At 64.8% G+C, this 19,241-nt stretch carries 20 protein-coding genes, 3 tRNA genes and 1 pseudogene; 12 read left to right on the top strand and 12 right to left on the bottom strand.

Annotated features, from left to right (window positions below; translation table 11 throughout):
* The first annotated feature begins 90 nt into the window (after positions 1-90).
* From GO615_RS00575 to GO615_RS00550, 6 genes and pseudogenes are all read left to right on the top strand, one after another.
* Positions 91-1,311 carry a lytic murein transglycosylase gene (locus GO615_RS00575; RefSeq protein ID WP_169125195.1) on the top strand — a complete coding sequence of 407 codons (1,221 nt, stop codon included), beginning with the start codon at positions 91-93 and terminating at the stop codon, positions 1,309-1,311.
* A 22-nt stretch (positions 1,312-1,333) separates the two neighbouring features.
* Positions 1,334-2,170 (top strand): SIR2 family NAD-dependent protein deacylase, encoded by an 837-nt coding sequence (locus GO615_RS00570; RefSeq protein WP_169125096.1) that lies wholly within the window; start codon positions 1,334-1,336, stop codon positions 2,168-2,170.
* Between the two features lie 43 nt (positions 2,171-2,213).
* Entirely contained in the window at positions 2,214-2,459 is a 246-nt protein-coding gene (locus GO615_RS29490) for a carbonic anhydrase (RefSeq protein WP_369333961.1), read from the top strand.
* Positions 2,426-2,701: pseudogene (locus tag GO615_RS29155) on the top strand (carbonic anhydrase); the annotation flags it as partial. The gene GO615_RS29490 and the pseudogene GO615_RS29155, both read left to right, overlap by 34 nt.
* Before the next feature lie 14 nt (positions 2,702-2,715).
* Positions 2,716-2,910, top strand: a complete 195-nt coding sequence (locus GO615_RS00555) for a hypothetical protein (RefSeq protein WP_169125094.1) — start codon at positions 2,716-2,718, stop codon at positions 2,908-2,910.
* Between the two features lie 189 nt (positions 2,911-3,099).
* Positions 3,100-3,306: a hypothetical protein gene (locus tag GO615_RS00550; RefSeq protein ID WP_169125093.1), complete on the top strand. Its 207-nt coding sequence runs from the start codon at positions 3,100-3,102 to the stop codon at positions 3,304-3,306.
* A 107-nt stretch (positions 3,307-3,413) separates the two neighbouring features.
* On the opposite strand, the gene GO615_RS00545 is transcribed toward GO615_RS00550, so the two are convergent.
* The 4 genes from GO615_RS00545 to GO615_RS00530 all read right to left on the bottom strand — a co-directional run bounded on the left by GO615_RS00545 (position 3,414) and on the right by GO615_RS00530 (position 4,283).
* Positions 3,414-3,490: transfer RNA gene (locus GO615_RS00545), tRNA-Arg, on the bottom strand.
* A gap of 120 nt (positions 3,491-3,610) precedes the next feature.
* Positions 3,611-3,687: transfer RNA gene (locus tag GO615_RS00540), tRNA-Arg, on the bottom strand.
* Positions 3,688-3,725: 38 nt separating this feature from the next.
* Positions 3,726-3,815 (bottom strand) — tRNA-Ser (locus GO615_RS00535).
* Positions 3,816-3,917: 102 nt separating this feature from the next.
* Positions 3,918-4,283 (bottom strand): carboxymuconolactone decarboxylase family protein, encoded by a 366-nt coding sequence (locus GO615_RS00530; RefSeq protein ID WP_169125092.1) that lies wholly within the window; start codon positions 4,281-4,283, stop codon positions 3,918-3,920.
* A 162-nt stretch (positions 4,284-4,445) separates the two neighbouring features.
* Between GO615_RS00530 and mltF the strand changes: the two genes are divergently transcribed.
* Positions 4,446-5,873 carry a membrane-bound lytic murein transglycosylase MltF gene (gene mltF, locus GO615_RS00525; RefSeq protein WP_169125091.1) on the top strand — a complete coding sequence of 476 codons (1,428 nt, stop codon included), beginning with the start codon at positions 4,446-4,448 and terminating at the stop codon, positions 5,871-5,873.
* Here the strand turns inward: mltF and serS are convergent.
* Entirely contained in the window at positions 5,870-7,153 is a 1,284-nt protein-coding gene (gene serS, locus GO615_RS00520) for a serine--tRNA ligase (RefSeq protein WP_169125090.1), read from the bottom strand. The two genes, mltF and serS, sit on opposite strands and share 4 nt — an antisense overlap.
* Positions 7,154-7,418: 265 nt before the next feature.
* On the opposite strand from serS, the gene GO615_RS00515 reads away from it, so the two are divergent.
* On the top strand, positions 7,419-7,682 hold the full coding sequence (locus tag GO615_RS00515; protein ID WP_076601214.1) for a hypothetical protein: 264 nt from the start codon (positions 7,419-7,421) through the stop codon (positions 7,680-7,682).
* A 15-nt stretch (positions 7,683-7,697) separates the two neighbouring features.
* Here GO615_RS00515 and GO615_RS00510 read toward each other — a convergent pair whose 3' ends face one another.
* The 4 genes from GO615_RS00510 to GO615_RS00495 form a co-directional block, all read right to left on the bottom strand.
* A complete protein-coding gene (locus tag GO615_RS00510) occupies positions 7,698-9,041 on the bottom strand; it encodes a replication-associated recombination protein A (protein ID WP_169125089.1) in 1,344 nt (447 codons plus the stop codon).
* A gap of 14 nt (positions 9,042-9,055) precedes the next feature.
* Positions 9,056-9,697 (bottom strand): outer membrane lipoprotein periplasmic chaperone LolA, encoded by a 642-nt coding sequence (lolA, locus tag GO615_RS00505; RefSeq protein WP_479686201.1) that lies wholly within the window; start codon positions 9,695-9,697, stop codon positions 9,056-9,058.
* On the bottom strand, positions 9,694-12,009 hold the full coding sequence (locus GO615_RS00500; protein ID WP_169125088.1) for a DNA translocase FtsK: 2,316 nt from the start codon (positions 12,007-12,009) through the stop codon (positions 9,694-9,696). The genes lolA and GO615_RS00500 overlap by 4 nt, the downstream gene beginning before the upstream one ends.
* A 114-nt stretch (positions 12,010-12,123) precedes the next feature.
* Positions 12,124-12,795, bottom strand: coding sequence for a Crp/Fnr family transcriptional regulator (locus tag GO615_RS00495; RefSeq protein WP_169125087.1), 672 nt, complete (start codon positions 12,793-12,795; stop codon positions 12,124-12,126).
* A 227-nt stretch (positions 12,796-13,022) separates the two neighbouring features.
* On the opposite strand from GO615_RS00495, the gene trxB reads away from it, so the two are divergent.
* A complete protein-coding gene (gene trxB, locus GO615_RS00490) occupies positions 13,023-13,976 on the top strand; it encodes a thioredoxin-disulfide reductase (protein ID WP_169125086.1) in 954 nt (317 codons plus the stop codon).
* An 88-nt stretch (positions 13,977-14,064) separates the two neighbouring features.
* On the top strand, positions 14,065-15,048 hold the full coding sequence (locus tag GO615_RS00485; RefSeq protein ID WP_169125085.1) for a Smr/MutS family protein: 984 nt from the start codon (positions 14,065-14,067) through the stop codon (positions 15,046-15,048).
* Positions 15,049-15,060: 12 nt separating this feature from the next.
* Here the strand turns inward: GO615_RS00485 and GO615_RS00480 are convergent, their stop codons facing one another.
* Both GO615_RS00480 and GO615_RS00475 read right to left on the bottom strand, forming a co-directional pair.
* Complete coding sequence (locus GO615_RS00480; RefSeq protein ID WP_169125084.1) at positions 15,061-15,399, bottom strand: P-II family nitrogen regulator; 339 nt, start codon at positions 15,397-15,399, stop codon at positions 15,061-15,063.
* A 51-nt stretch (positions 15,400-15,450) separates the two neighbouring features.
* The gene (locus GO615_RS00475; protein WP_169125083.1) at positions 15,451-17,076 is read right to left on the bottom strand and encodes an NAD+ synthase; all 1,626 of its coding nucleotides are present in this window, start codon (positions 17,074-17,076) and stop codon (positions 15,451-15,453) included.
* A gap of 166 nt (positions 17,077-17,242) precedes the next feature.
* On the opposite strand from GO615_RS00475, the gene GO615_RS00470 reads away from it, so the two are divergent.
* Positions 17,243-17,641: an MliC family protein gene (locus GO615_RS00470; RefSeq protein WP_169125082.1), complete on the top strand. Its 399-nt coding sequence runs from the start codon at positions 17,243-17,245 to the stop codon at positions 17,639-17,641.
* A gap of 75 nt (positions 17,642-17,716) precedes the next feature.
* Here GO615_RS00470 and ppa read toward each other — a convergent pair whose 3' ends face one another.
* Positions 17,717-18,247: an inorganic diphosphatase gene (gene ppa / locus GO615_RS00465; protein WP_169125081.1), complete on the bottom strand. Its 531-nt coding sequence runs from the start codon at positions 18,245-18,247 to the stop codon at positions 17,717-17,719.
* Between the two features lie 166 nt (positions 18,248-18,413).
* Here ppa and GO615_RS00460 point away from each other — a divergent pair, with 166 nt between their 5' ends.
* Positions 18,414-19,232 (top strand): energy transducer TonB, encoded by an 819-nt coding sequence (locus GO615_RS00460; protein WP_169125080.1) that lies wholly within the window; start codon positions 18,414-18,416, stop codon positions 19,230-19,232.
* Positions 19,233-19,241: the final 9 nt, after the last annotated feature.

The raw sequence follows: 19,241 nt of genomic DNA, 5'->3' as shown, positions 1-19,241 counted from the left end.
AATGCCATACGGATGCAATTCGATCGCCCCCGCAGCGCATTCTGCGCAAGCGGAGTACCATTCGCATGTTCGCTCCGAAGCCTCTCAGCAATGTTCCTCAAGCCCGCCGTCGCCTCCGGCACCCTGATTGCCACCCTGCTTTCGCTGCCCGCAGCAGCCGACGCCTCTTTCGAACGCTGCATGGGCGATCTGCGCTCGGAAGCGCAGAAACATGGCATCAAGCAGGAGACCTTCGATGCACTGACGCGCGCGCTCGAGCCTGATCGTTCAGTCCTCGGCCTCCTCGATTACCAACCGGAGTTCCAAACGCCGATCTGGGATTATCTGGCTGGACTCGTGGACGAGGAACGCGTCGCCGATGGCCGCGCGATGATGGAGCGATGGGCCGCAACCTTGCAGCAGGTCGAAACACAATACGGCGTCGACGCGGCCACCATCGTGGCTGTATGGGGAGTGGAAAGCAACTTCGGACGCAACTTCGGCAAACGGCCACTGCTGACCTCGCTCTCCACCCTGTCGTGCTTCGGTCGGCGGCAGAGTTTCTTCCGTGGCGAATTCTTCACCACGCTGAAGATCATCGAGAACGGCGATGTCGACGCTGCGCGCCTGACCGGCTCCTGGGCGGGCGCCTTCGGCCATACCCAGTTCATGCCCTCCACCTTCGCCCGCGTCGCCGTCGACTTCGATGGCGACGGGCGACGGGATCTCGTCGACAGCATTCCCGACGCCCTCGCCTCGACGGCGAACTTCCTGATCAAGGCTGGCTGGGTCAGCGGACAGCCGTGGGGTCATGAGATAACGCTGCCGGGCGACTTCGATTTTTCGCTTGCAGGCAGGCACAACAAGCGTTCGATCGCGGAATGGGTGCGGCTCGGGGTCCGGCGCATCGACGGCGTTCCGCTGGAAGCATCGACCACCGCCGCAGCCGTCCTCCTGCCCGCCGGCGAAGGCGGGCCGGCCTTCCTCGTGCAACGGAATTTCGACGCGCTGTATTCCTACAACACGGCTGAAACCTATGCCCTTGCGATCGCCCACCTGTCGGACCGCCTGCGCGGCAGCGGCGCCTTCGTCAGACCCTGGCCGACCGACGATCCGGGCCTGTCACGAGCCGAACGCCGCGAGGTGCAGTCACTGCTGGTGCGCCTCGGCTATGCGATCGGCGAGATCGACGGTCTGATCGGCAAGACCAGCCGCGAAGCCATCCAGGACGTCCAGAGAGCCAACGGACTGGAACCGGACGGGCGCGCCGGCCGCTACATGCTGGATGTGCTGCGTCGGCTCGCAGGGACGGCAGAGGGCGAAGAAAGCTGACACCAGCCCGGCGTTGCCCGCCATGAACACGGACCTCGCAGCGACACTGAAACGATGCGCGGCAGCCATTGCGGACGCCGAGGCTCTGCTCGTCACGGCCGGCGCCGGCATGGGCGTCGACTCGGGCCTACCCGACTTTCGCGGCAACGAAGGCTTCTGGAAGGCGTATCCAGCGCTCGCGCGCAGCGGCACATCGTTCACCGAAATCGCCTCGCCCGCGGCATTTCGTGCGGACGCCGCGCGCGCGTGGGGATTCTACGGACACCGATTGCGGCTGTATCGCGACACCGTCCCGCATGAGGGCTTCCGCCTCCTGCACGACTTTGCGGACGACATACCCCGCGGCGCGTTCGTCCTCACGAGCAATGTCGACGGCCAGTTCCAGAAAGCCGGGTTCGAGCCCGCGCGCGTCGCGGAGATCCATGGATCGATCCATCACCTGCAATGCCTGCAGCCGTGCCGAGATACGATCTGGGAAGCCGCCGGATTCACGCCCCGGGTCGACGAGTCTGCATGCCGCCTCGACTCGGAGCCGCCCCGCTGCCCCCACTGCGGCGGGATAGCACGCCCGAACATCTTGATGTTCGACGACTGGGACTGGATAGACACTCGCAGCGCGGCACAACGCGAAGCACTGGCGGCGTGGCTCGAACGCGTCAAACGCCTCGTCGTCATCGAGATCGGCGCCGGCGTCGACATCCCGACGATCCGCCTCTTCAGCGAGCGCATCGGGGGAAACCTGGTGCGGATCAATCCCCGTGCCCCTGACATTCCCGGCCACAAAGGCCTTTCCGTGCCCTTGGAAGGCCTCGCTGCGCTGCGCGAGATCCACAGGCACTGGAAGTTGCTGCGCGGCTGAACGTGACAGCCCGGCGCAACCGCCCATGTAGCAGCGCGCCGGCGTGATTTGCGCCGCCCCCCGCATCATTCCTCATGCCCTCACCCAGTGGGCGCCGGGCGACCTGTTCGTGATGCGCAACGTCGGCAACATGGTCCCCCTCACCGCCGCGGACAGGAGTGCAGTTCTGCCGGAGCCGGCATCGAATACGCCGCAGCGGTTCTCGGCGTCTCCGAAATCATCGTCTGCGGTCACTCGCACTGAGGCGCGTGCACCGCCCTGTACCCGGCCGAGACTCCGGAAGAACTGACGCCAACACGCAAATGGCTCGCACAGGGCGGCCGGGTGCGCGATCTCATCCTGGCGCGACGGGCACCTGGGTTATCCTCGGATCGCCCCCGTTTCGACGGCCACGCGGAAAGTGAAGATGTCATGCGCGCCACCGAAAAGGCGATGGTCGTCCGGCACCTCGCAAACCTGATGACTTATCCAGCGGTTGGGCGTCGCATCGCCGATGGCAGCCTCACTCTTCACGGCTGGTACTACGTCTGACGGTTTCGGTTCCGGTGCCGGTCGTCCTCGCCCGGATGCTCGCCGACCTGCTCGATCGCCATCCCCACCTGCAAGAGTGGGGGGCCGAACGCAACAAATGCGACAAACTCCAACGCGCCGGGGTCACCCGCCGGCGCATCGAATTCGTAGGCAACCGCGTCGTGAATGTTCCCGAGGTCTTTCAGCGCATCCAGACCGCCGCCGATTGAGCGAACATCCGAACTTCGGCGCTGTAACATCTCCTGCACAGGGGCCGCCAACTGCGTCCCCTTTCTTCCCTTCCCTACGGAGTTCCTTCGGCTCGGGAAGCCCGCAGCATGGATGTCTATACTAGAAATAGGTCGCCACCGGACGCGACCCGATACCAAGCAATAGATGTTCGGGAGGAGGAGTCCATCATGTCCGCCATCAACTACAACCCCGGCTCTGGTGCGCCGCCCGAGCTTTCCACCGAGGACCGTCGCACGCACGCGGTCGAACGTGAAGCCGCACCGAAACGGCGGCTCAACGACACCTGGTTCAACAAGGTACGGTGGCCGGCATTTCTCGTCTTCTGGTTCGTAATGGGACTCGTAGCGTTTGCGTACCTGTTCCAGGCGCTGTAACAGTAGTAGGGAAGCAATCCTGCACCGCTCGCGAGGCCGCAATTGAATGCAGAGGCGGTAAAATGCAAAAAGGCCCGTCTTTCGACAGGCCTTTTTACTTTCAAACTTGGCGCGCCCGGCAGGATTCGAACCCACGACCCCCTGGTTCGTAGCCAGGTACTCTATCCAACTGAGCTACGGGCGCTAAAGAAAAAAATTATAGCGTATTCTATAAATCAGTCAAGCTCGCAACGCGGGAGGAACTTCGCCCAAGCAGCGCCCGCAAATGAAATGGGCATCCGAAGATGCCCATTTCAATCAAACCTGGCGCGCCCGGCAGGATTCGAACCCACGACCCCCTGGTTCGTAGCCAGGTACTCTATCCAACTGAGCTACGGGCGCATTTGCTTGCACGATCCCATCGGGGACCTTGCAACGACTGGCGGAGAGGGTGGGATTCGAACCCACGGTAGGCTCGCACCTACGCCTGATTTCGAGTCAGGTACATTCGACCACTCTGCCACCTCTCCGACTCCCGCAAGGGCTAGCCTTGCGGGAGGCCGAATTATACGCAGAAAATTCCGCGCGGCAACAACAACGCAAAAATTTTTTTATGCGCGCGCTCGTCCAGGTCAGGCCGACACCTTCGCCCCCACTTCCTGAAACTCCTCGTACGCCCGCACCGCCTCCGCTGCATACATCAGGGTCGGCCCGCCGCCCATGTAGGTGCAGATCGCGAGGGTCTCCATCAACTGCTCACGGCTTACGCCGAGGCGGATCAACGCCTTGACGTGAAAGCCGATGCAGGCATCACAACGTGAGGCCACTCCGATCGCCAATGCGATCAGTTCCTTGTTCAGCGCGGAAAGCGCGCCATCGCGCAGCGCGCCGCGAGCCAATTGGCTGAATCCGCTCATTGCCTCGGGGGTTTCCGCCCGCAAGGTGTCGAGCGCCTTGGACACATCGCGCGTGATCTGGACGAAGGACTTCCCGGCCATGATGCTCTCCTGTTATTTCATCGTTTTCTAATATACCAGGATCGAACTACGCAGAAAAGCAGCGTTTCCGGAGCAAAATTCAGGACATCGGAATTTTGTCGGCATTGCCGAATCTGGCGCACTCCATCAGAATCATGCGGTTATGTCTAACGGTATGACTGCTTGCGCACCCTACTGATCATCGCCACTGCATTCCTTGTCGCCGGATGCGAGCCTGGCACAAGGCCAAAACTGGCCGACCTTCATTCACTTGCCGACTACCGGAGCGCAGGCGAACTGCGCGTCGCCACCCGAGTCGGCCCGGCGTCCTATCGCAGCGATGCCGAGGGGAAAGCCTCCGGGTTCGACCATGACCTCCTGCAAAAGCTGGGCGAGCGTCTGGGCGTTCCGGTCCGCTTCGTCCTGTTTCCCGACGCAACGCGAGCACTCGAGGCCGTCATCCGGGGACAGGTACATCTGGCCGCCGCGGGCGTCGGCCGCAATGACAGACTGCCGCTCAACTGGACCAGTCCGCTACGCGAGATCGACTACGTGCTCGTCGGCCGCTCCGACAATCCGGAATTGACGGAAGAAAAAGCCCTGGCCAGACGAATCGTGTCGGTGCGGCATGGTTCGTTGACCGCCGACTACCTGACCCAGGTTCGCAAACGGGTTCCGGACATGAACCTTCATTTCCCGTCGAACCCGGCCGATGAGCACCTGCTCAACGAACTCGCCCAAGGCCACCTGGATCTGGTTGCCACGGACCGCGTTCAATTCGCGCTGGCGGCGCAAACCTTGCCGAATCTGGCCATCATGTACGACCTGCCCGTGAGTTCGACAGTAGGCTGGGCGCTCCCCCCCGATGCGAAAGGCGGCCTGGCTGCCGAAGTCGAGGACTTCCTCGCCACCATCCGGAGCGACGACACGCTCGCTCGACTGTCCGACCGCTACTTCGGCCATATCCGCCGGCTCGACGATACAGCCGTCACCACCTTCCTCGCACGCATTCAGGCCAGGCTGCCGCGCTACCGCCTCCATTTCCTGGAAGCCCAGGCAAGGACGGGCATCGACTGGCGTTTTCTCGCCGCGCTTGCATATCAGGAATCGCACTGGGATCCGCTCGCCACCTCGTGGTCGGGCGTGCGGGGAATGATGATGCTGACTTCGGAAACGGCGGACCGATTGGGCGTGCGCGATCGTCTTGATGCGCGCGAAAGCATACTGGGCGGGGCGCGCTATTTCGCCATGCTGAAGGAACAACTGCCCGATGCGGTTCCGGAACCCGACCGATCGTGGATGGCGGCGGCAGCCTACAACCTGGGAATGGGGCACATGAACGGCGCCCGGACCATTGCGCAGCGGATGGGCAAGAACAACACCAGCTGGCTGGACATGAAGGCCGTGCTTCCCCTCATGTCGCGCCCCGAATACGCCAGCCGCCTAAAGGCCGGTGCGGCCAGGGGAGGCGAAGCCGTGATCATGGCGGAAAACATCCGCAACTACCACGACATATTGCTGCGCCTCGAAGGCGCCTACGTCCCTCCCCTTCAGCCCACGGGGCTGACGCTCGGGGCGGCCCCGAAAACGCCGCCCCCGGGCGACGGTTAGCCTCGCGGCTCGAGCACCTCGACACCGCCCATGTAGGGCACGAGTGCCTTCGGGACGACCACCGAACCATCTGCCTGCTGGTAGTTTTCCAGCACTGCCACCAGCGTACGGCCGACAGCGAGACCTGAACCATTGAGGGTATGCACGAGCTCGTTCTTGCCCTGCGCATTCTTGAACCGCGCCTGCATGCGACGCGCCTGGAAGGCCTCGAAGCAGGAGCACGACGAGATCTCGCGATAGGTGTTCTGCGCCGGCAGCCACACTTCGAGGTCGTAGGTCTTCGCCGACGAAAAGCCCATGTCGCCCGTGCATAGGACGATCTTGCGATAAGGCAGCTCCAGCTTGCGCAAGATGGCCTCCGCGTGGCCTGTCATTTCCTCCAGCGCCGCCCAGGAGTTATCCGGATGCTCGACCCGGACGAGTTCGACCTTGTCGAACTGGTGCTGCCGGATCATGCCGCGCGTATCGCGCCCGTAGCTGCCCGCCTCCGAGCGGAAACAGGGGGTGTGACTGACAAACTTGAGCGGCAAGGCGTCGCCTGCGAGCAGTTCGCCGCGAACGATGTTGGTGACCGGCACTTCGGCGGTCGGAATCAGGTAGAAGCGTCCGTCGTCCCACGGCACCGCGAACAGGTCGGCCTCGAACTTCGGCAGCTGGCCCGTCCCGAACATGCTTTCCGCATTGACGAGATACGGGACATACACTTCCGTGTAGCCGTGTTCGCGCGTATGCACGTCGAGCATCATCTGCGCCAGCGCGCGGTGCATGCGGGCCACTCCCCCGCGCATCACCGCAAAGCGCGAGCCCGTGATCTTCACCGCCGTCTCGAAATCCAGCCCCCCCAGTCCACTGCCGACGTCGACGTGGTCGCTGACCTTGAAGTCAAATTCGCGCGGAGTCCCCCAGCGGCTCACTTCGACGTTTGCAGCCTCGTCCGTGCCGACCGGCACACTCGCGTGCGGCAGGTTCGGCAAACCGGCAACCAGCGCCTCGATGCGCGCCAGCAGCGCGGAGAGAGCCAGTTCGTTGGCCTTGAGTTCGTCGCCGATACCGGTGACCTGGGCCATCACCGCCCCGGCGTCCTCCCCCTTGCCCTTCAGGATACCGATCTGCTTCGAGAGCGAATTGCGCTGCGCCTGAAGCTCCTGCGTACGGGTCTGCAGATTCTTGCGCTCGTTCTCGAGCGCCTGGAATTCCGCGGGGTCGAAACTCATGCCGCGCGCGGCCAATGCGCTGGTAACGACGTCGATCTGATTGCGTAGCAGTTGAATGTCAAGCATGGCTTTTCCGAAAGTCTTTCAATTCAATGAATAGGCGATGAATACTGCGACGGCACTTCGTGTTCCGCCGCCAACCCGTTCTGTTCCATGACATTTTAGGGCAAAATCGCCCCAATGCCGCATTGCACAATTATATTAGTAAAATCAACTATTTATCGACACATTTCGAGCAAACTCATTCTTGAATTCGGCGCCTCGTGGCTTATAGTGAATATTCGAAGGGAACGCCGCGCAGACGGTGCACCCCATATTTGAGGAGATGCCTATGCTGTCGATTCGTGACTGCCTTGATTACTGCGATTTGACCGACGACGAAGTTGCACTGATTGCCGAGCACGAGGGAATTCCAGACGGAGCCGCCGCACAGATCGTCTGCGGCATGGTCCAGACGACCGAGGGCGTTCTCGTACTTACTGGCTATATGCAGGACCTGATCGACCGGGCTACCGAACGCGGCGACCTCGCGCAGGCCGAACGCGCGAAGAGCGTCCAGGCGCGCTTCATGGCCGACCATCCCCTGCCTCACTGAGGACGCGGGAACACTTTATTCCGCTTTGCCGCGCGCGCCGGACCTTGGAACCGGCGTCGCAGCTGCCGCGTCGAGTTCGCGCAAGTGCTCCAGCTTGGCAGCAATGCGGGCTTCCATTCCGTAAGGCGTGGGACGATACCAGCCGGGCGGCGTCATGCCTTCCGGAAGGTAGGTTTCGCCCGCGGCATAGGCTTCCGGCTCATCATGGGCATAGCGGTAGGTCTTGCCGTAACCCAGTTCCTTCATCAGCCGCGTCGGCGCATTGCGCAGATGCAGCGGCACCGGGCGCGACACGTCGCTTGCCACGTGCTGCCGCGCAGCGTTGTAGGCTTTGTAGACGGCGTTCGACTTCGCGGCACAGGCGAGGAAGATCGTCGCCTGCGCGAGCGCCAGTTCGCCTTCGGGCGATCCGAGCCGCTCGTAGGTCGTGCAGGCATTCAGGGTGATTTCCAGCGCACGCGGATCGGCCAGACCGATATCCTCGACGGCCATGCGCACGAGCCGGCGGCCAAGGTATAGCGCGTCCGCACCGCCGTCGAGCATCCGGCACAGCCAGTACAGCGCGGCGTCCGGGTTGGAACCGCGCACCGACTTGTGCAGGGCCGAGATCTGATCGTAGAAAGCCTCGCCGCCCTTGTCGAAGCGCCTGAGCTTGCTCGACAAGGCCTCGTCGACGAATTCCGGCGTCACCGGATTGACGCCGGCGGTCTCGGCGGCGACCTGCACCTGCTCGATCAGGTTCATCAGCCGTCGGGCGTCCCCGTCGGCGAAGCCGATCATGCGTTCGCGCGCCGTCTCGTCGAAAACGAGTTGCGGGCATGCCATCGCCCGCCCCCGCTCGAACAATCCGCCCATCGCTTCGTTGTCCAGCGGCTCCAGCACGTACACCGCTGCACGCGACAGCAGCGCCGAGTTCACCTCGAAGGAGGGATTTTCCGTCGTCGCGCCGATGAAGGTCACCAGCCCCTGCTCGACATAGGGCAGGAAGGCATCCTGCTGCGCCTTGTTGAAGCGATGCACTTCGTCAACGAAGAGGATCGTGTGACGGCCCCGCGCCTTCGCGGCCTGCGCCTGACTGACCGCCTCGCGGATGTCCTTGACGCCGGAGAACACCGCCGACAGGGCGACGAACTCCGCATCGAAGACCTGCGCCATCAGGCGCGCGAGCGTGGTCTTGCCGACACCTGGCGGCCCCCACAGGATCATCGAATGCGGCTTGCCGGACTCGAAGGCGAGCCTTAGCGGCTTGCCCGGACCGACCAGATGGCGCTGGCCGGCGATCTCGTCGAGCCGTTTCGGTCGCATCCGCTCGGCGAGCGGCACGCGCGGCGGCTCCACCGAATCGAAGAGATCAGCCATCGCCGGCGCGAGCCTCAGTCGCCGATGACGTCGGCGCCGGGCGGCGGCACGAAACGGAACTGCGCGGCATCAGCACGTGCGCCGGCAACCAGCGAACGGAACTCGATCAGGGTCGTCTGGCCGAAGTTATCCTTCAGCTCCATGCGCTTGAGCACGCCGCCCGCGAAGCCCATGCGCATCGATTCGAAGCTGCTGTCGGCCTGGCGGGGTTTCGCGTGCACCCATTCCAGCCCGTCCGCGGCTCCGGCCTCGGCGAGCTCGAAATTGCGCTCGATTGCGTCATCCCCGGCGAGGATCGCAGCGGGCGTGCTGCCCAGCGCATCGCCGAGACGCTTCACCGTGACCTGGTTCAGATCGCGGTCCCAGGACCACAGCTTGTCGCCGTCGCTCACCAGCACCTGCGCGTACGGCTTGTCGTAGGTCCAGCGGAACTTGCCCGGGCGCGCGAAAATGAAACTGCCGCTGGCGCGCTGGGGTTTGCGTCCCGATGCGGCGAACACGGTCTGCTCGAATTCCCCCTGCGCGGTGCGTGCGCCATCGATGAACTGGCGCAACTGCGCAATTCCGCCGGCGGACGCGACAGCCGACGCACAAATCAGCATCAACGCCGCGCCGAGACGCAGCCCCGACCTGATGACACCTCCGCTACGACTCACTCGCCCTCCTTGGCCGGCACGATCACTTCACGGTTGCCATTCGTTCCCATCGCCGACACCAACCCGGCACGCTCCATCTGCTCGATTAGGCGCGCCGCACGGTTGTAGCCGATGCGCAGATGGCGCTGCACCAGCGAAATCGACGGCCGACGCGTTTTGATGACCACTTCGACTGCCTGATCGTACAAGGGATCCGCCTCGCCATCCCCCTCGCCGCCCCCGCCCGCGCCGAGAGCCGCATCAAGATCGTCGTCGGGCGAGGACAGGATCCCCTCCACGTAATCCGGCGGGCCGTTGCTGCGCTTGAGATGATCGACGACCTTGTGCACCTCCTCGTCGGCGACGAAGGCGCCGTGCACGCGCACGGGCAGGCCCGTGCCCGGGGCCAGGTACAGCATGTCGCCCATGCCCAGCAGCGTTTCCGCTCCCATCTGGTCGAGGATGGTGCGCGAATCGATCTTGCTCGAAACCTGGAAGGCGATGCGCGTCGGCACGTTGGCCTTGATCAGGCCGGTGATGACGTCGACCGAAGGACGCTGCGTCGCCAGGATCAGGTGGATGCCCGCCGCGCGCGCCTTCTGCGCGAGCCGTGCGATGAGCTCCTCGACCTTCTTGCCGACCACCATCATCATGTCGGCGAGCTCGTCGACGATCACGACGATATGCGGCAGTTGCTCAAGCGGCTCCGGATTGTCCGGATTGATCGCGAACGGGTTGGTGAGCGGCTTCTCGACCTTTTCCGCCTCGATGACGGCCTTGTTGAAACCGGCGAGGTTGCGCACGCCGACCGCCGCCATCAGCTTGTAGCGCTTGTCCATCTCGACCACGCACCAGTTGAGCGCGTTGGCGGCGTGCTTCATGTCCGTGACGACCGGAGCGAGCAGATGCGGGATGCCCTCGTAGATCGACAGCTCCAGCATCTTCGGGTCGACCATGATCATCCGGACCTTCTCCGGCCCGGCCTTGTACAGCAGCGACAGGATCATGGCATTGATCCCGACCGACTTGCCCGAACCGGTGGTACCGGCGACCAGCAGGTGCGGCATCTTGGCGAGGTCGGCGACGACCGGCTGTCCGCCGATGTCCTTGCCCAGCGCCACGGTCAGCGGCGAATGCATGTCGTGATACGCCTTCGAGCCGAGGATCTCGGACAGGCGCACGGTCTGGCGCTTCACGTTGGGGAGCTCGAGTGCCATGCAGGACTTGCCCGGCACCGTCTCGACGACGCGGATCGACACCAGCGACAGCGCGCGCGCAAGGTCCTTGCCGAGGTTCACGACCTGGCTGCCCTTCACGCCCGTCGCCGGCTCGATCTCGTAGCGCGTGACCACCGGCCCCGGGTAAGCGGCCAGTACCTTGACCTCCACACCGAAGTCACCAAGCTTGGTCTCGATCAGGCGCGACGTGAATTCCAGCGACTCGGCCGAGGGCGGCTCCACGTCGCCCGAGGGCTGGTCGAGCAGGCTCAGCGGCGGGATTGCCCCCGCCGACGTCGGCAAGTCGGCAAACAGCGACTGCTGCCGCTCCTGACGAAGCTCCTTCTCGACGCGCTCGGACTTCGGCACCTCGACGACCGCGGGCTCGATGCGCAGCTGCGGCGCGGGAGTAGCCACCGTCTTGCGGCGTTTCGTTTCGACGACCGCCTCGCGTTTCTGCGCGACCTGCTGACCGGCCTTGCGGTCCTGCCATCCGTGCCACGCGGCCTGCGTGCCTTGCCACGCCTGCTCCAGCGCCAGTCCGACACGCTCGATTACCGACAACCAGGAAATGCCCGAAAACAGGCTCAGGCCGGAGGCAAACAGCGCCAGCAGCATCAGCGTGCCGCCCGTGAAACCGAGATAGCGCTGCACCAGCTGGCCCATCTCGACGCCGACGAGTCCGCCCGGCGCCAGCGGCACACTGGCGCCGTGCGAGTAGAAGCGCAGCGACTCGAGCGCGCTGCTCGACAGCAGGACGACGAAGAAGCCCGTCAGGACGAAGAAGAAGGATCGGCGGTCCAGCCGCAGGTCATGGCGCAGGCGTCGGAAACCCCACACCAGCGCGTACCCCAGGAACACCACCCACCACCACGCGGAAAGGCCGAACAGGTAGTAGAGCAGATCGGCAAGCCAGGCACCGAAGCGCCCGCCGGGATTGCTCACGCGCGCAACTTCCGCGGCGTGCGACCAACCGGGATCGGACTTGCTGTAGCCGAGGAGGACCAGCCCGACATACAAGGACATCACGCCGAGGATCAGCCAGCGCGCTTCCTGCAGCAGGAGGGAAATCCGTTCCGGCAGAGGCTGGGAACGGGAAGACTGACGGGACGACATCGGCGCGGGAACGAGGGCCCTGGAAAATCGACAATTCGCGATTATATGCGATCAGCGACCCCGGCCGACGCGAAGCTGTTGCGAAGCGATACAGGCGCTCCCGCACCCCGCCCCTCAGACGTCGTTGAGGCGGTCGCGCAGGACGATGCCGTGATCGGTTTCCTCGATGAGCCCCTGCGCACCGAGATCCTTCATCACGCGGCTCACCATCTCGCGCGAGGCGCCGATCATCTTCGCGATGTCCTGCTTGGTGATCTTGCGCACGACGATCGCCTCGCCATCGATGTCTTCCGACATCTCCAGCAACAGCCGCGCGACCCGCCCATACACATCCATCAGCGCGAGCGACTCGATCTTGCGATCGGCATTGCGCAGCCGGTCGGCCAGGTTGCACATGATGCGCCAGGCCACCTCGAAGTTCTCCTGCATGATGCGCCGGAAGTCGTGCTTGGCGATCAGCACCAGGTCGGCCGGCGTCACCGCGACGACCGACGCCGAACGCGGCTGCTCGCCGAACATGCCCATCTCGCCGAAGAGCTCGCCCTGACCGAGGATGCTGAGGATCACTTCGCGCCCATCCTCGTCGCTGACGATCACCTTGAGACTGCCTGTGAGCACGAAATACACGAAGTCGCTGCGGTCGCCGGCGTGCAGCACGCCCTGGCCGCGCGGGATGCGCCGCATCACGGCCGAATGCGCCACCGCCAGCAAGGTCTCGTCGGACAGCCCCTGGAACAGCGGAAACGTCCTGAGTGCGGCTGTGGAAACTGCAGTAGCCTGTGTCATGGAACCTCCGGAAGCAGCAGTGCAATGAGGGTCGACGCAAGTCCGAGCGATGCGTCAAATGTTCATCGCATTATAGTGCCGACAAATACCGCCCGAATCCATACCCGGATTTGCTCGACCATCGAGATTGCGCGAACGATTGCCGGAACCTATCACGACCATTGGATCGGTCGCCCATGCCCCTCGGCTATAATTTGCGGATTGCCAACCAGAAAGAAGACATCGCCATGACGACCAAGCACGCCCGCCTGCTCATCCTCGGTTCCGGCCCGGCCGGCTACACCGCTGCCGTCTATGCTGCACGCGCGAACCTGAACCCGGTCCTCATCACTGGGCTGGCACAGGGCGGTCAGCTGATGACCACTACCGAGGTCGACAACTGGCCGGCCGATGCGGACGGCGTCATGGGGCCGGATCTGATGGCGCGCTTCCAGAAGCACGCCGAGCGCTTCAACACGGAAATGATCTTCGATCACATCCACACCGTGAAGCTCGGCGAGAAGCCGTTCCGGCTCGTCGGCGACGCCGGCGAATACACCTGCGACGCGCTGATCATTTCGACGGGCGCCACGGCCAAGTATCTTGGCCTGCCCTCGGAGGAGAAGTTCGCGGGCCGCGGCGTGTCCGCCTGCGCAACCTGCGACGGCTTCTTCTACAAGAACCAGGAAGTTGCGGTCATCGGCGGCGGCAACACGGCCGTGGAGGAGGCCCTGTACCTCGCGAACATCGCGAACAAGGTCACGGTGGTCCACCGCCGCGAGAAGTTCCGCGCCGAGAAGATCCTAATCGACAAGATGATGGAGAAGGTCGCCGCGGGCAAGATCGAACTGGTGCTGAACTCGACGCTTGATGAAGTGCTCGGCGACAATACCGGCGTGACGGGCATGCGCGTGAAGGACATCAACACCGGCGCGACGAAGGACGTCGCACTGAAGGGGGTGTTCGTCGCGATCGGCCACAAGCCGAATACCGACATCTTCGAAGGACAACTGGAGATGGAAGGCGGCTACATCGTCACCAAGGGTGGTCGCGAGGGCGACGCGACGGCGACCAGCGTGCGCGGCGTGTTCGCCGCCGGCGACGTGCAGGACCACATCTACCGTCAGGCCGTCACCTCGGCTGGCACCGGCTGCATGGCGGCCCTCGACGCCGAGCGCTACCTCGACGCCCTCGGCGGCTAATCCCGTGCCACGCCCGCCCCGCCCGGCCTCGTCCCGCCCGGCAGAACCGCGCGGGCGATCGGCCAGCCCGTTCGAGGGGCTGGCCTCCTTGCGGGGCGGGCTGCGCGAGGAGCGGGTGTTCGGTCGCCGTATCGAGCGCCCCGCCATCGCCAGCGATACGGGCAAGACTCCGGCCACCGATACGGACGCGGCGGACGCCGGCCTGCTCCGCGCAGCGCTTCAGGGCGTGACGCCGCTGCCGCAATCGGCGCGCAGGGCCGAACTGGAAACGCCGAAACCTGCCCCGGTTCGCCGGCCGCAAACTCCGGAGGCCGATGACGACTCGCCTGCAGCGGCACCGCGGCGAAGCACACCCCGTGACGACGGCGAGCTCTTCCGCTTCGCGATGGAAGACGTCATCCCGCTCGATCGCGGCAACCGTGCCGAGGTCGGCATCGATCACCGCCACGCGCGACATCGCGCCGCCCACTCTCCCTCTGCGCCGGACCTTGGCGAGCGCGATTTTCTTTTGCTGCCTGCGGATGCGGACAGCACAAATCCGGCCGACCTCTTCCGCTACGCGGTGCGCGGAGCCAGACCCGTGGACACGCGCAATCGCGCCGAGGTCGAAGCGCCCCGGCCCCAGCCCCACCCGCTGAAGCACGTCGAGGACGAGCGCGAAGCGCTGCGAGAGTCGATGGAAGCACCGATGACGCTGGAAGACCGGCTGGAAACCGGCGAAGAAGCGGCGTTCCTGCGGCCGGGACTGCCGCGCCGCGTACTCACCGACCTGCGCCGCGGCCGCTGGGTGTTGCAGGCCCAGCTGGACCTGCATGGCTGCAATCGCGACGAGGCACGGGAAGAACTCGCTCATTTTCTTGCCGCGAGCCTGCAGCAGGGCCGGCGCTGCGTGCGCGTGATCCACGGCAAGGGCCACGGCTCGCCGGGCAAGCAGTCCATCCTGAAACACCTGTCACGCGGCTGGCTCGCGCAACGCGAGGAGATCCTGGCGTTCTGCCAGGCAGGCCCCCACGACGGCGGCTCGGGGGCCCTGCTGGTGCTGCTCAGGGCAGGCAACGCGGCCCGCCCCTGATACGGGCGCCGCTCAGATCGCGGCTTCGTTGGTCTCGCCCGTGCGGATGCGCACGACCTGCTCGACGGGCATCACGAAGATCTTGCCGTCGCCGATCTTGCCCGTATGGGCGGCCTTGATGATCGCCTCGACCGCCTGATCGACCAGATCGTCGCCGATGACGATCTCGACCTTGATCTTCGGCAGGAAGTCCACGACGTACTCAGCGCCGCGATACAGCTCGGTATGCCCCTTCTGGCGGCCGAAGCCCTTCACTTCGGACACCGTCAGGCCGGCAATGCCGACTTCCGAGAGCGCCTCGCGGACTTCGTCGAGCTTGAACGGCTTGATGATGGCTTCAATCTTCTTCATTGGGATCTCCTCGGCGGGATGGCGCCACGCGGCCCACCGCCCGCGGCATGGTCAATATTCGTCCTGATAGCGCGATGTTATCGGATAACGCCAGTCTCTGCCGAATCCTCTCTTGGTTACGCGGATTCCGACCGGCGCCTGACGGCGCTTGTACTCGTTGCGCTTGAGCATCGCCACCGTGCGGCGCACATCGGCTTCCGGATAGCCCGCGGCGATGATGTCCCGCGGCGACTCGTCGCGCTCCATGTACGCTTCGATGATCGCATCGAGCACCTCATACGGCGGCAGCGAATCCTGGTCCTTCTGGTCGGGCTTGAGCTCCGCCGAAGGCGGCCGCGTGATGATGTTTTCCGGGATCACCGGGCTGACGGTGTTGCGCCAGCGCGCGAGTCTGAACACGAAGGTCTTGTAGAGATCCTTGAGCACAGCGAAGCCGCCCGCCATGTCACCGTACAGCGTCGCGTAGCCGGTCGCCATCTCGCTCTTGTTGCCGGTCGTGAGCACGATCGCGCCGGTCTTGTTCGACAGCGCCATGAGGATCATGCCGCGGATGCGGCTCTGCAGGTTCTCCTCGGTGGTGTCCGCCGCCAAGCCGCGGAACTGGTCCGCAAGCATGCCTGCGAAGGTCTCCATCGCCGGCTCGATCGGGATCTCGTCATAACGGACACCAAGGTTCGCCACCAGTTCGCGCGAGTCGTCGAGGCTCATCTGTGCGGTGTAGGGCGATTGCATCATCACCGCCCGCACCTTGTCGGCGCCGAGGGCATCGACCGCGATGCACAGCGTCAGGGCCGAATCGATACCGCCGGAGAGTCCGATCAGGGCGCCCGGAAAACCATTCTTGCCCAGATAGTCACGCACGCCCACCTTGAGCGCCTCATACACCTCGGCTTCGATCGGACGCCCATCGATCTGCTCGCCATCCACCCAGCGATCGCCCTGCAGGCGAACGATGTCGAGGCGCTCATCGAACGCGGACGTCTGCCAGGCGAGCGATCCGTCCGGATTGAGCGCAAACGAGGCGCCATCGAACACCAGTTCGTCCTGTCCGCCCACCATGTTGCAGTAAACCACCGGCAAACCGGTGCCGCCCACCCGCTCGCGCAACACCTCATAACGGCGCTGCAACTTGTTCATGTGGTAGGGAGAGGCGTTGAGACCGAGCAGCACCTGCGCCCCCTCGACGCGGGCGAGCTCAGCCGGACCGGGCTCCCACAGGTCCGCGCAGATATTCACGCCAAGCTTCACACCCTTCAGTTCGAAAACGCACGCCGCCCGTCCGTGGTCGAAATAGCGCTCCTCGTCGAACACCTCGTAGTTCGGCAGGTGATGCTTGTGATACGTGGTCAGGATCCGTCCGTCGCGAATCACCGAGGCCGCGTTGTAGCGCTTGGCCTGACGTGCCTCCGGATGGCCGAGCACGAGCGTTATGCCCTGCGTATGCTCGGCGATGCGCGCCACTTCGCGCGCGCAGGCGCGGTAGAAGTCAGGGCGGAGCAGCAGGTCCTCGGGCGGGTAGCCCGACAACGCGAGCTCTGGGGTCAGGACGAGGTCGGCGCCGAGCGTGCGGGCCTGTTCGACGGCGCGGATGATCCGGTCGGCGTTCGCCTTCAGGTCGCCCACCGTGCAATTCAGTTGGGCAACGGCGATGGAGAGCGATTGAGCATGCGGTTTCATGGGCGCAACTATACCGCGTCGGGTCGCGTCCCGGCAGCCGCCCACCTGCGCGAACAGCCCACCTTACGCGGGAAACCTTCTGTTACGCTTGACTGCCGGCAGCCGGCACGACGCCCGACAGCGGGGAACTAGAATGCAATCATCAAGTACCCCAACGGATCATTCGATGCCAGTCCGGTTCGCGCTCCTCGCTTCGCTTCTCGCCCTCGCCGCATGTTCGAGCACGCCGCCTGCGCCCTCCGCAGGCGCGGGAACGGAGCCCGGCGTCCTCGATACCCCGGCGAGCACGGATAATCAGCAGCTGGAATTCCAGCTTGCGAGCGGCACATATCGCTGCGACATGGGGCGGCGCGTCGACGTGCAGCGTACGGCCGGCAATGCCAGCCAGGTTCACATCGGCTGGAGCGGAAAACGCTACCAGCTCGCGCGCAATCCGTCGCACTCGGGGCTGCCGCGCTTCGAGGACGAACGCAGCGGCCTGGTATGGATCGACCTGCCGTGGAAGAGCATCCTGCTCGACCGCGACACGAACAAGCCGCTCGCCAGCGACTGCAAGCTCGGCTAGCGCTTTCACCTTCCCCTGAAAAGCAGATGGCCCGCGCTCTGGCGGGCCATCCTCATCCTGCAGACGGTGCCGTGATTACTTGCCGGCAGCGTTGTTCAGGCCGTCGAGGATTTCCTTCTTGGCATCTTCGACCGAACCCCAGCCCAGCACCTTGACCCACTTGCCCGGCTCGAGATCCTTGTAGTGCTCGAAGAAGTGCACGGTCTGCTTCATCAGCAGTTCGGGCAGGTCGTCGGTGGTCTGCACCTTGTCGTACAGCGGGGTCAGCTTGGAGACGGGAACCGCGACGACCTTCGCGTCCTGGCCCGACTCATCTTCCATCTTCAGCACGCCGACGGGACGGCAGCGGATCACCACGCCCGGCAGCAGCGGGAAGGGCGTCACGACCAGCACGTCGACCGGGTCGCCATCACCGGCGATCGTGTGCGGAACGTAGCCGTAGTTGATCGGGTAGCGCATCGAGGTGCCCATGAAGCGGTCGACGAACACCGCGCCGCTATCCTTGTCCACCTCGAACTTGATCGGATCGGCCTGAGCCGGAATCTCGATGATGACGTTGATATCGTTCGGCACGTCCTTGCCGGCCTTCACCTGATCGAAACCCATACTTCCCTCCCGTGAAAATTTTGTGGGGCGAATTATATGTGGAAATAACCCCTGTCGTCGGCAGCTTGAAACATTCGGCGACCAGCCGGCGAAGCAGGGCGCCCCGGGCATTCCGCCCGGCACGCTATAATCGCGCGCCCTGATTGCACGAATACGCCTGCTCCGGATGCCCGCACCGCCTCCCACGGCCTCGCCACCATCGCGCCGCCCGAAGCAAGGGCTGCGAGCGGTCCATTGGGGCTGGCTGGCCGCGGTCGCCGGCGCGCACGCGGCCGGACTGGCCGCACTCTCCGGGCTGGGAGGCGAGCCCCAGCGGGAACCGCAGCTGGCCGAAGCGGCGGCCATCAGCGTCCGCCTGCTTGCCGCAGACGCGCAGCCCCGATCGGGGACGCACCTCGCCTCGCCCGATCCGCACGCTGCGCCCGTCACGCATCTCTCGGTTCCGGCCCGGAAATTAGCCGCTCCGCCCCCCGCAAAGCCCCACGGACGCCGGGCGGACTCTGCCGCCTCCCCCCCACCCTCCGCGGAGCTGACCGCCGCTTCCGCCGGACGTGCCGAGCCTGACACACACTCGCCACAGCTGCAGGCAGAGCCGGAGCCCGGCGGAGACCCGCACACCCCCACGACCCGCAACACATCGGCGCCCGCCGGGATCACGGACGCTGCGCCGGCCCGGAGCGCGACGGCAGCCGGTGCGTCGTTCCATGCGCCGAGGTACGACGCCGCCTATCTCGAAAACCCCGCGCCCCAGTATCCGAAGCTGTCGCGGCGGCGCGGCGAACAGGGAAAGGTCACGCTGCGCGTGCGCGTGCGCCCCGACGGGCGCGCCGAAGCGGTGGAAGTCGCGCACAGCAGCGGGCATCCGAGGCTGGACGACGCCGCCCGGGAGACCGTGCAGTCATGGCGATTCGTGCCGGCTCGCCAAGGCGAAACAGCCATCGAAAGCTCGCTCCTGGTGCCCATCGTCTTCAAACTGGACGACTGAGCCCCGCAG

The organism is Aromatoleum evansii (genome assembly GCF_012910805.1).
In the GTDB taxonomy this organism is placed as follows: domain Bacteria; phylum Pseudomonadota; class Gammaproteobacteria; order Burkholderiales; family Rhodocyclaceae; genus Aromatoleum; species Aromatoleum evansii.
This window is presented reverse-complemented; position numbering and strand designations above follow the sequence as displayed.

Coding starts and splice junctions, on each gene's coding strand:
- GO615_RS00575 (WP_169125195.1), top strand. CDS start 91: ATGTTCCTCAAGCCCGCCGTCGCCTCCGGCACCCTGATTGCCACCCTG.
- GO615_RS00570 (WP_169125096.1), top strand. CDS start 1,334: ATGAACACGGACCTCGCAGCGACACTGAAACGATGCGCGGCAGCCATT.
- GO615_RS00550 (WP_169125093.1), top strand. CDS start 3,100: ATGTCCGCCATCAACTACAACCCCGGCTCTGGTGCGCCGCCCGAGCTT.
- GO615_RS00530 (WP_169125092.1), bottom strand. CDS start 4,283: ATGGCCGGGAAGTCCTTCGTCCAGATCACGCGCGATGTGTCCAAGGCG.
- serS (WP_169125090.1), bottom strand. CDS start 7,153: ATGCTTGACATTCAACTGCTACGCAATCAGATCGACGTCGTTACCAGC.
- GO615_RS00515 (WP_076601214.1), top strand. CDS start 7,419: ATGCTGTCGATTCGTGACTGCCTTGATTACTGCGATTTGACCGACGAC.
- GO615_RS00510 (WP_169125089.1), bottom strand. CDS start 9,041: ATGGCTGATCTCTTCGATTCGGTGGAGCCGCCGCGCGTGCCGCTCGCC.
- GO615_RS00500 (WP_169125088.1), bottom strand. CDS start 12,009: ATGTCGTCCCGTCAGTCTTCCCGTTCCCAGCCTCTGCCGGAACGGATT.
- GO615_RS00495 (WP_169125087.1), bottom strand. CDS start 12,795: ATGACACAGGCTACTGCAGTTTCCACAGCCGCACTCAGGACGTTTCCG.
- trxB (WP_169125086.1), top strand. CDS start 13,023: ATGACGACCAAGCACGCCCGCCTGCTCATCCTCGGTTCCGGCCCGGCC.
- GO615_RS00480 (WP_169125084.1), bottom strand. CDS start 15,399: ATGAAGAAGATTGAAGCCATCATCAAGCCGTTCAAGCTCGACGAAGTC.
- GO615_RS00475 (WP_169125083.1), bottom strand. CDS start 17,076: ATGAAACCGCATGCTCAATCGCTCTCCATCGCCGTTGCCCAACTGAAT.
- GO615_RS00470 (WP_169125082.1), top strand. CDS start 17,243: ATGCCAGTCCGGTTCGCGCTCCTCGCTTCGCTTCTCGCCCTCGCCGCA.
- ppa (WP_169125081.1), bottom strand. CDS start 18,247: ATGGGTTTCGATCAGGTGAAGGCCGGCAAGGACGTGCCGAACGATATC.
- GO615_RS00460 (WP_169125080.1), top strand. CDS start 18,414: ATGCCCGCACCGCCTCCCACGGCCTCGCCACCATCGCGCCGCCCGAAG.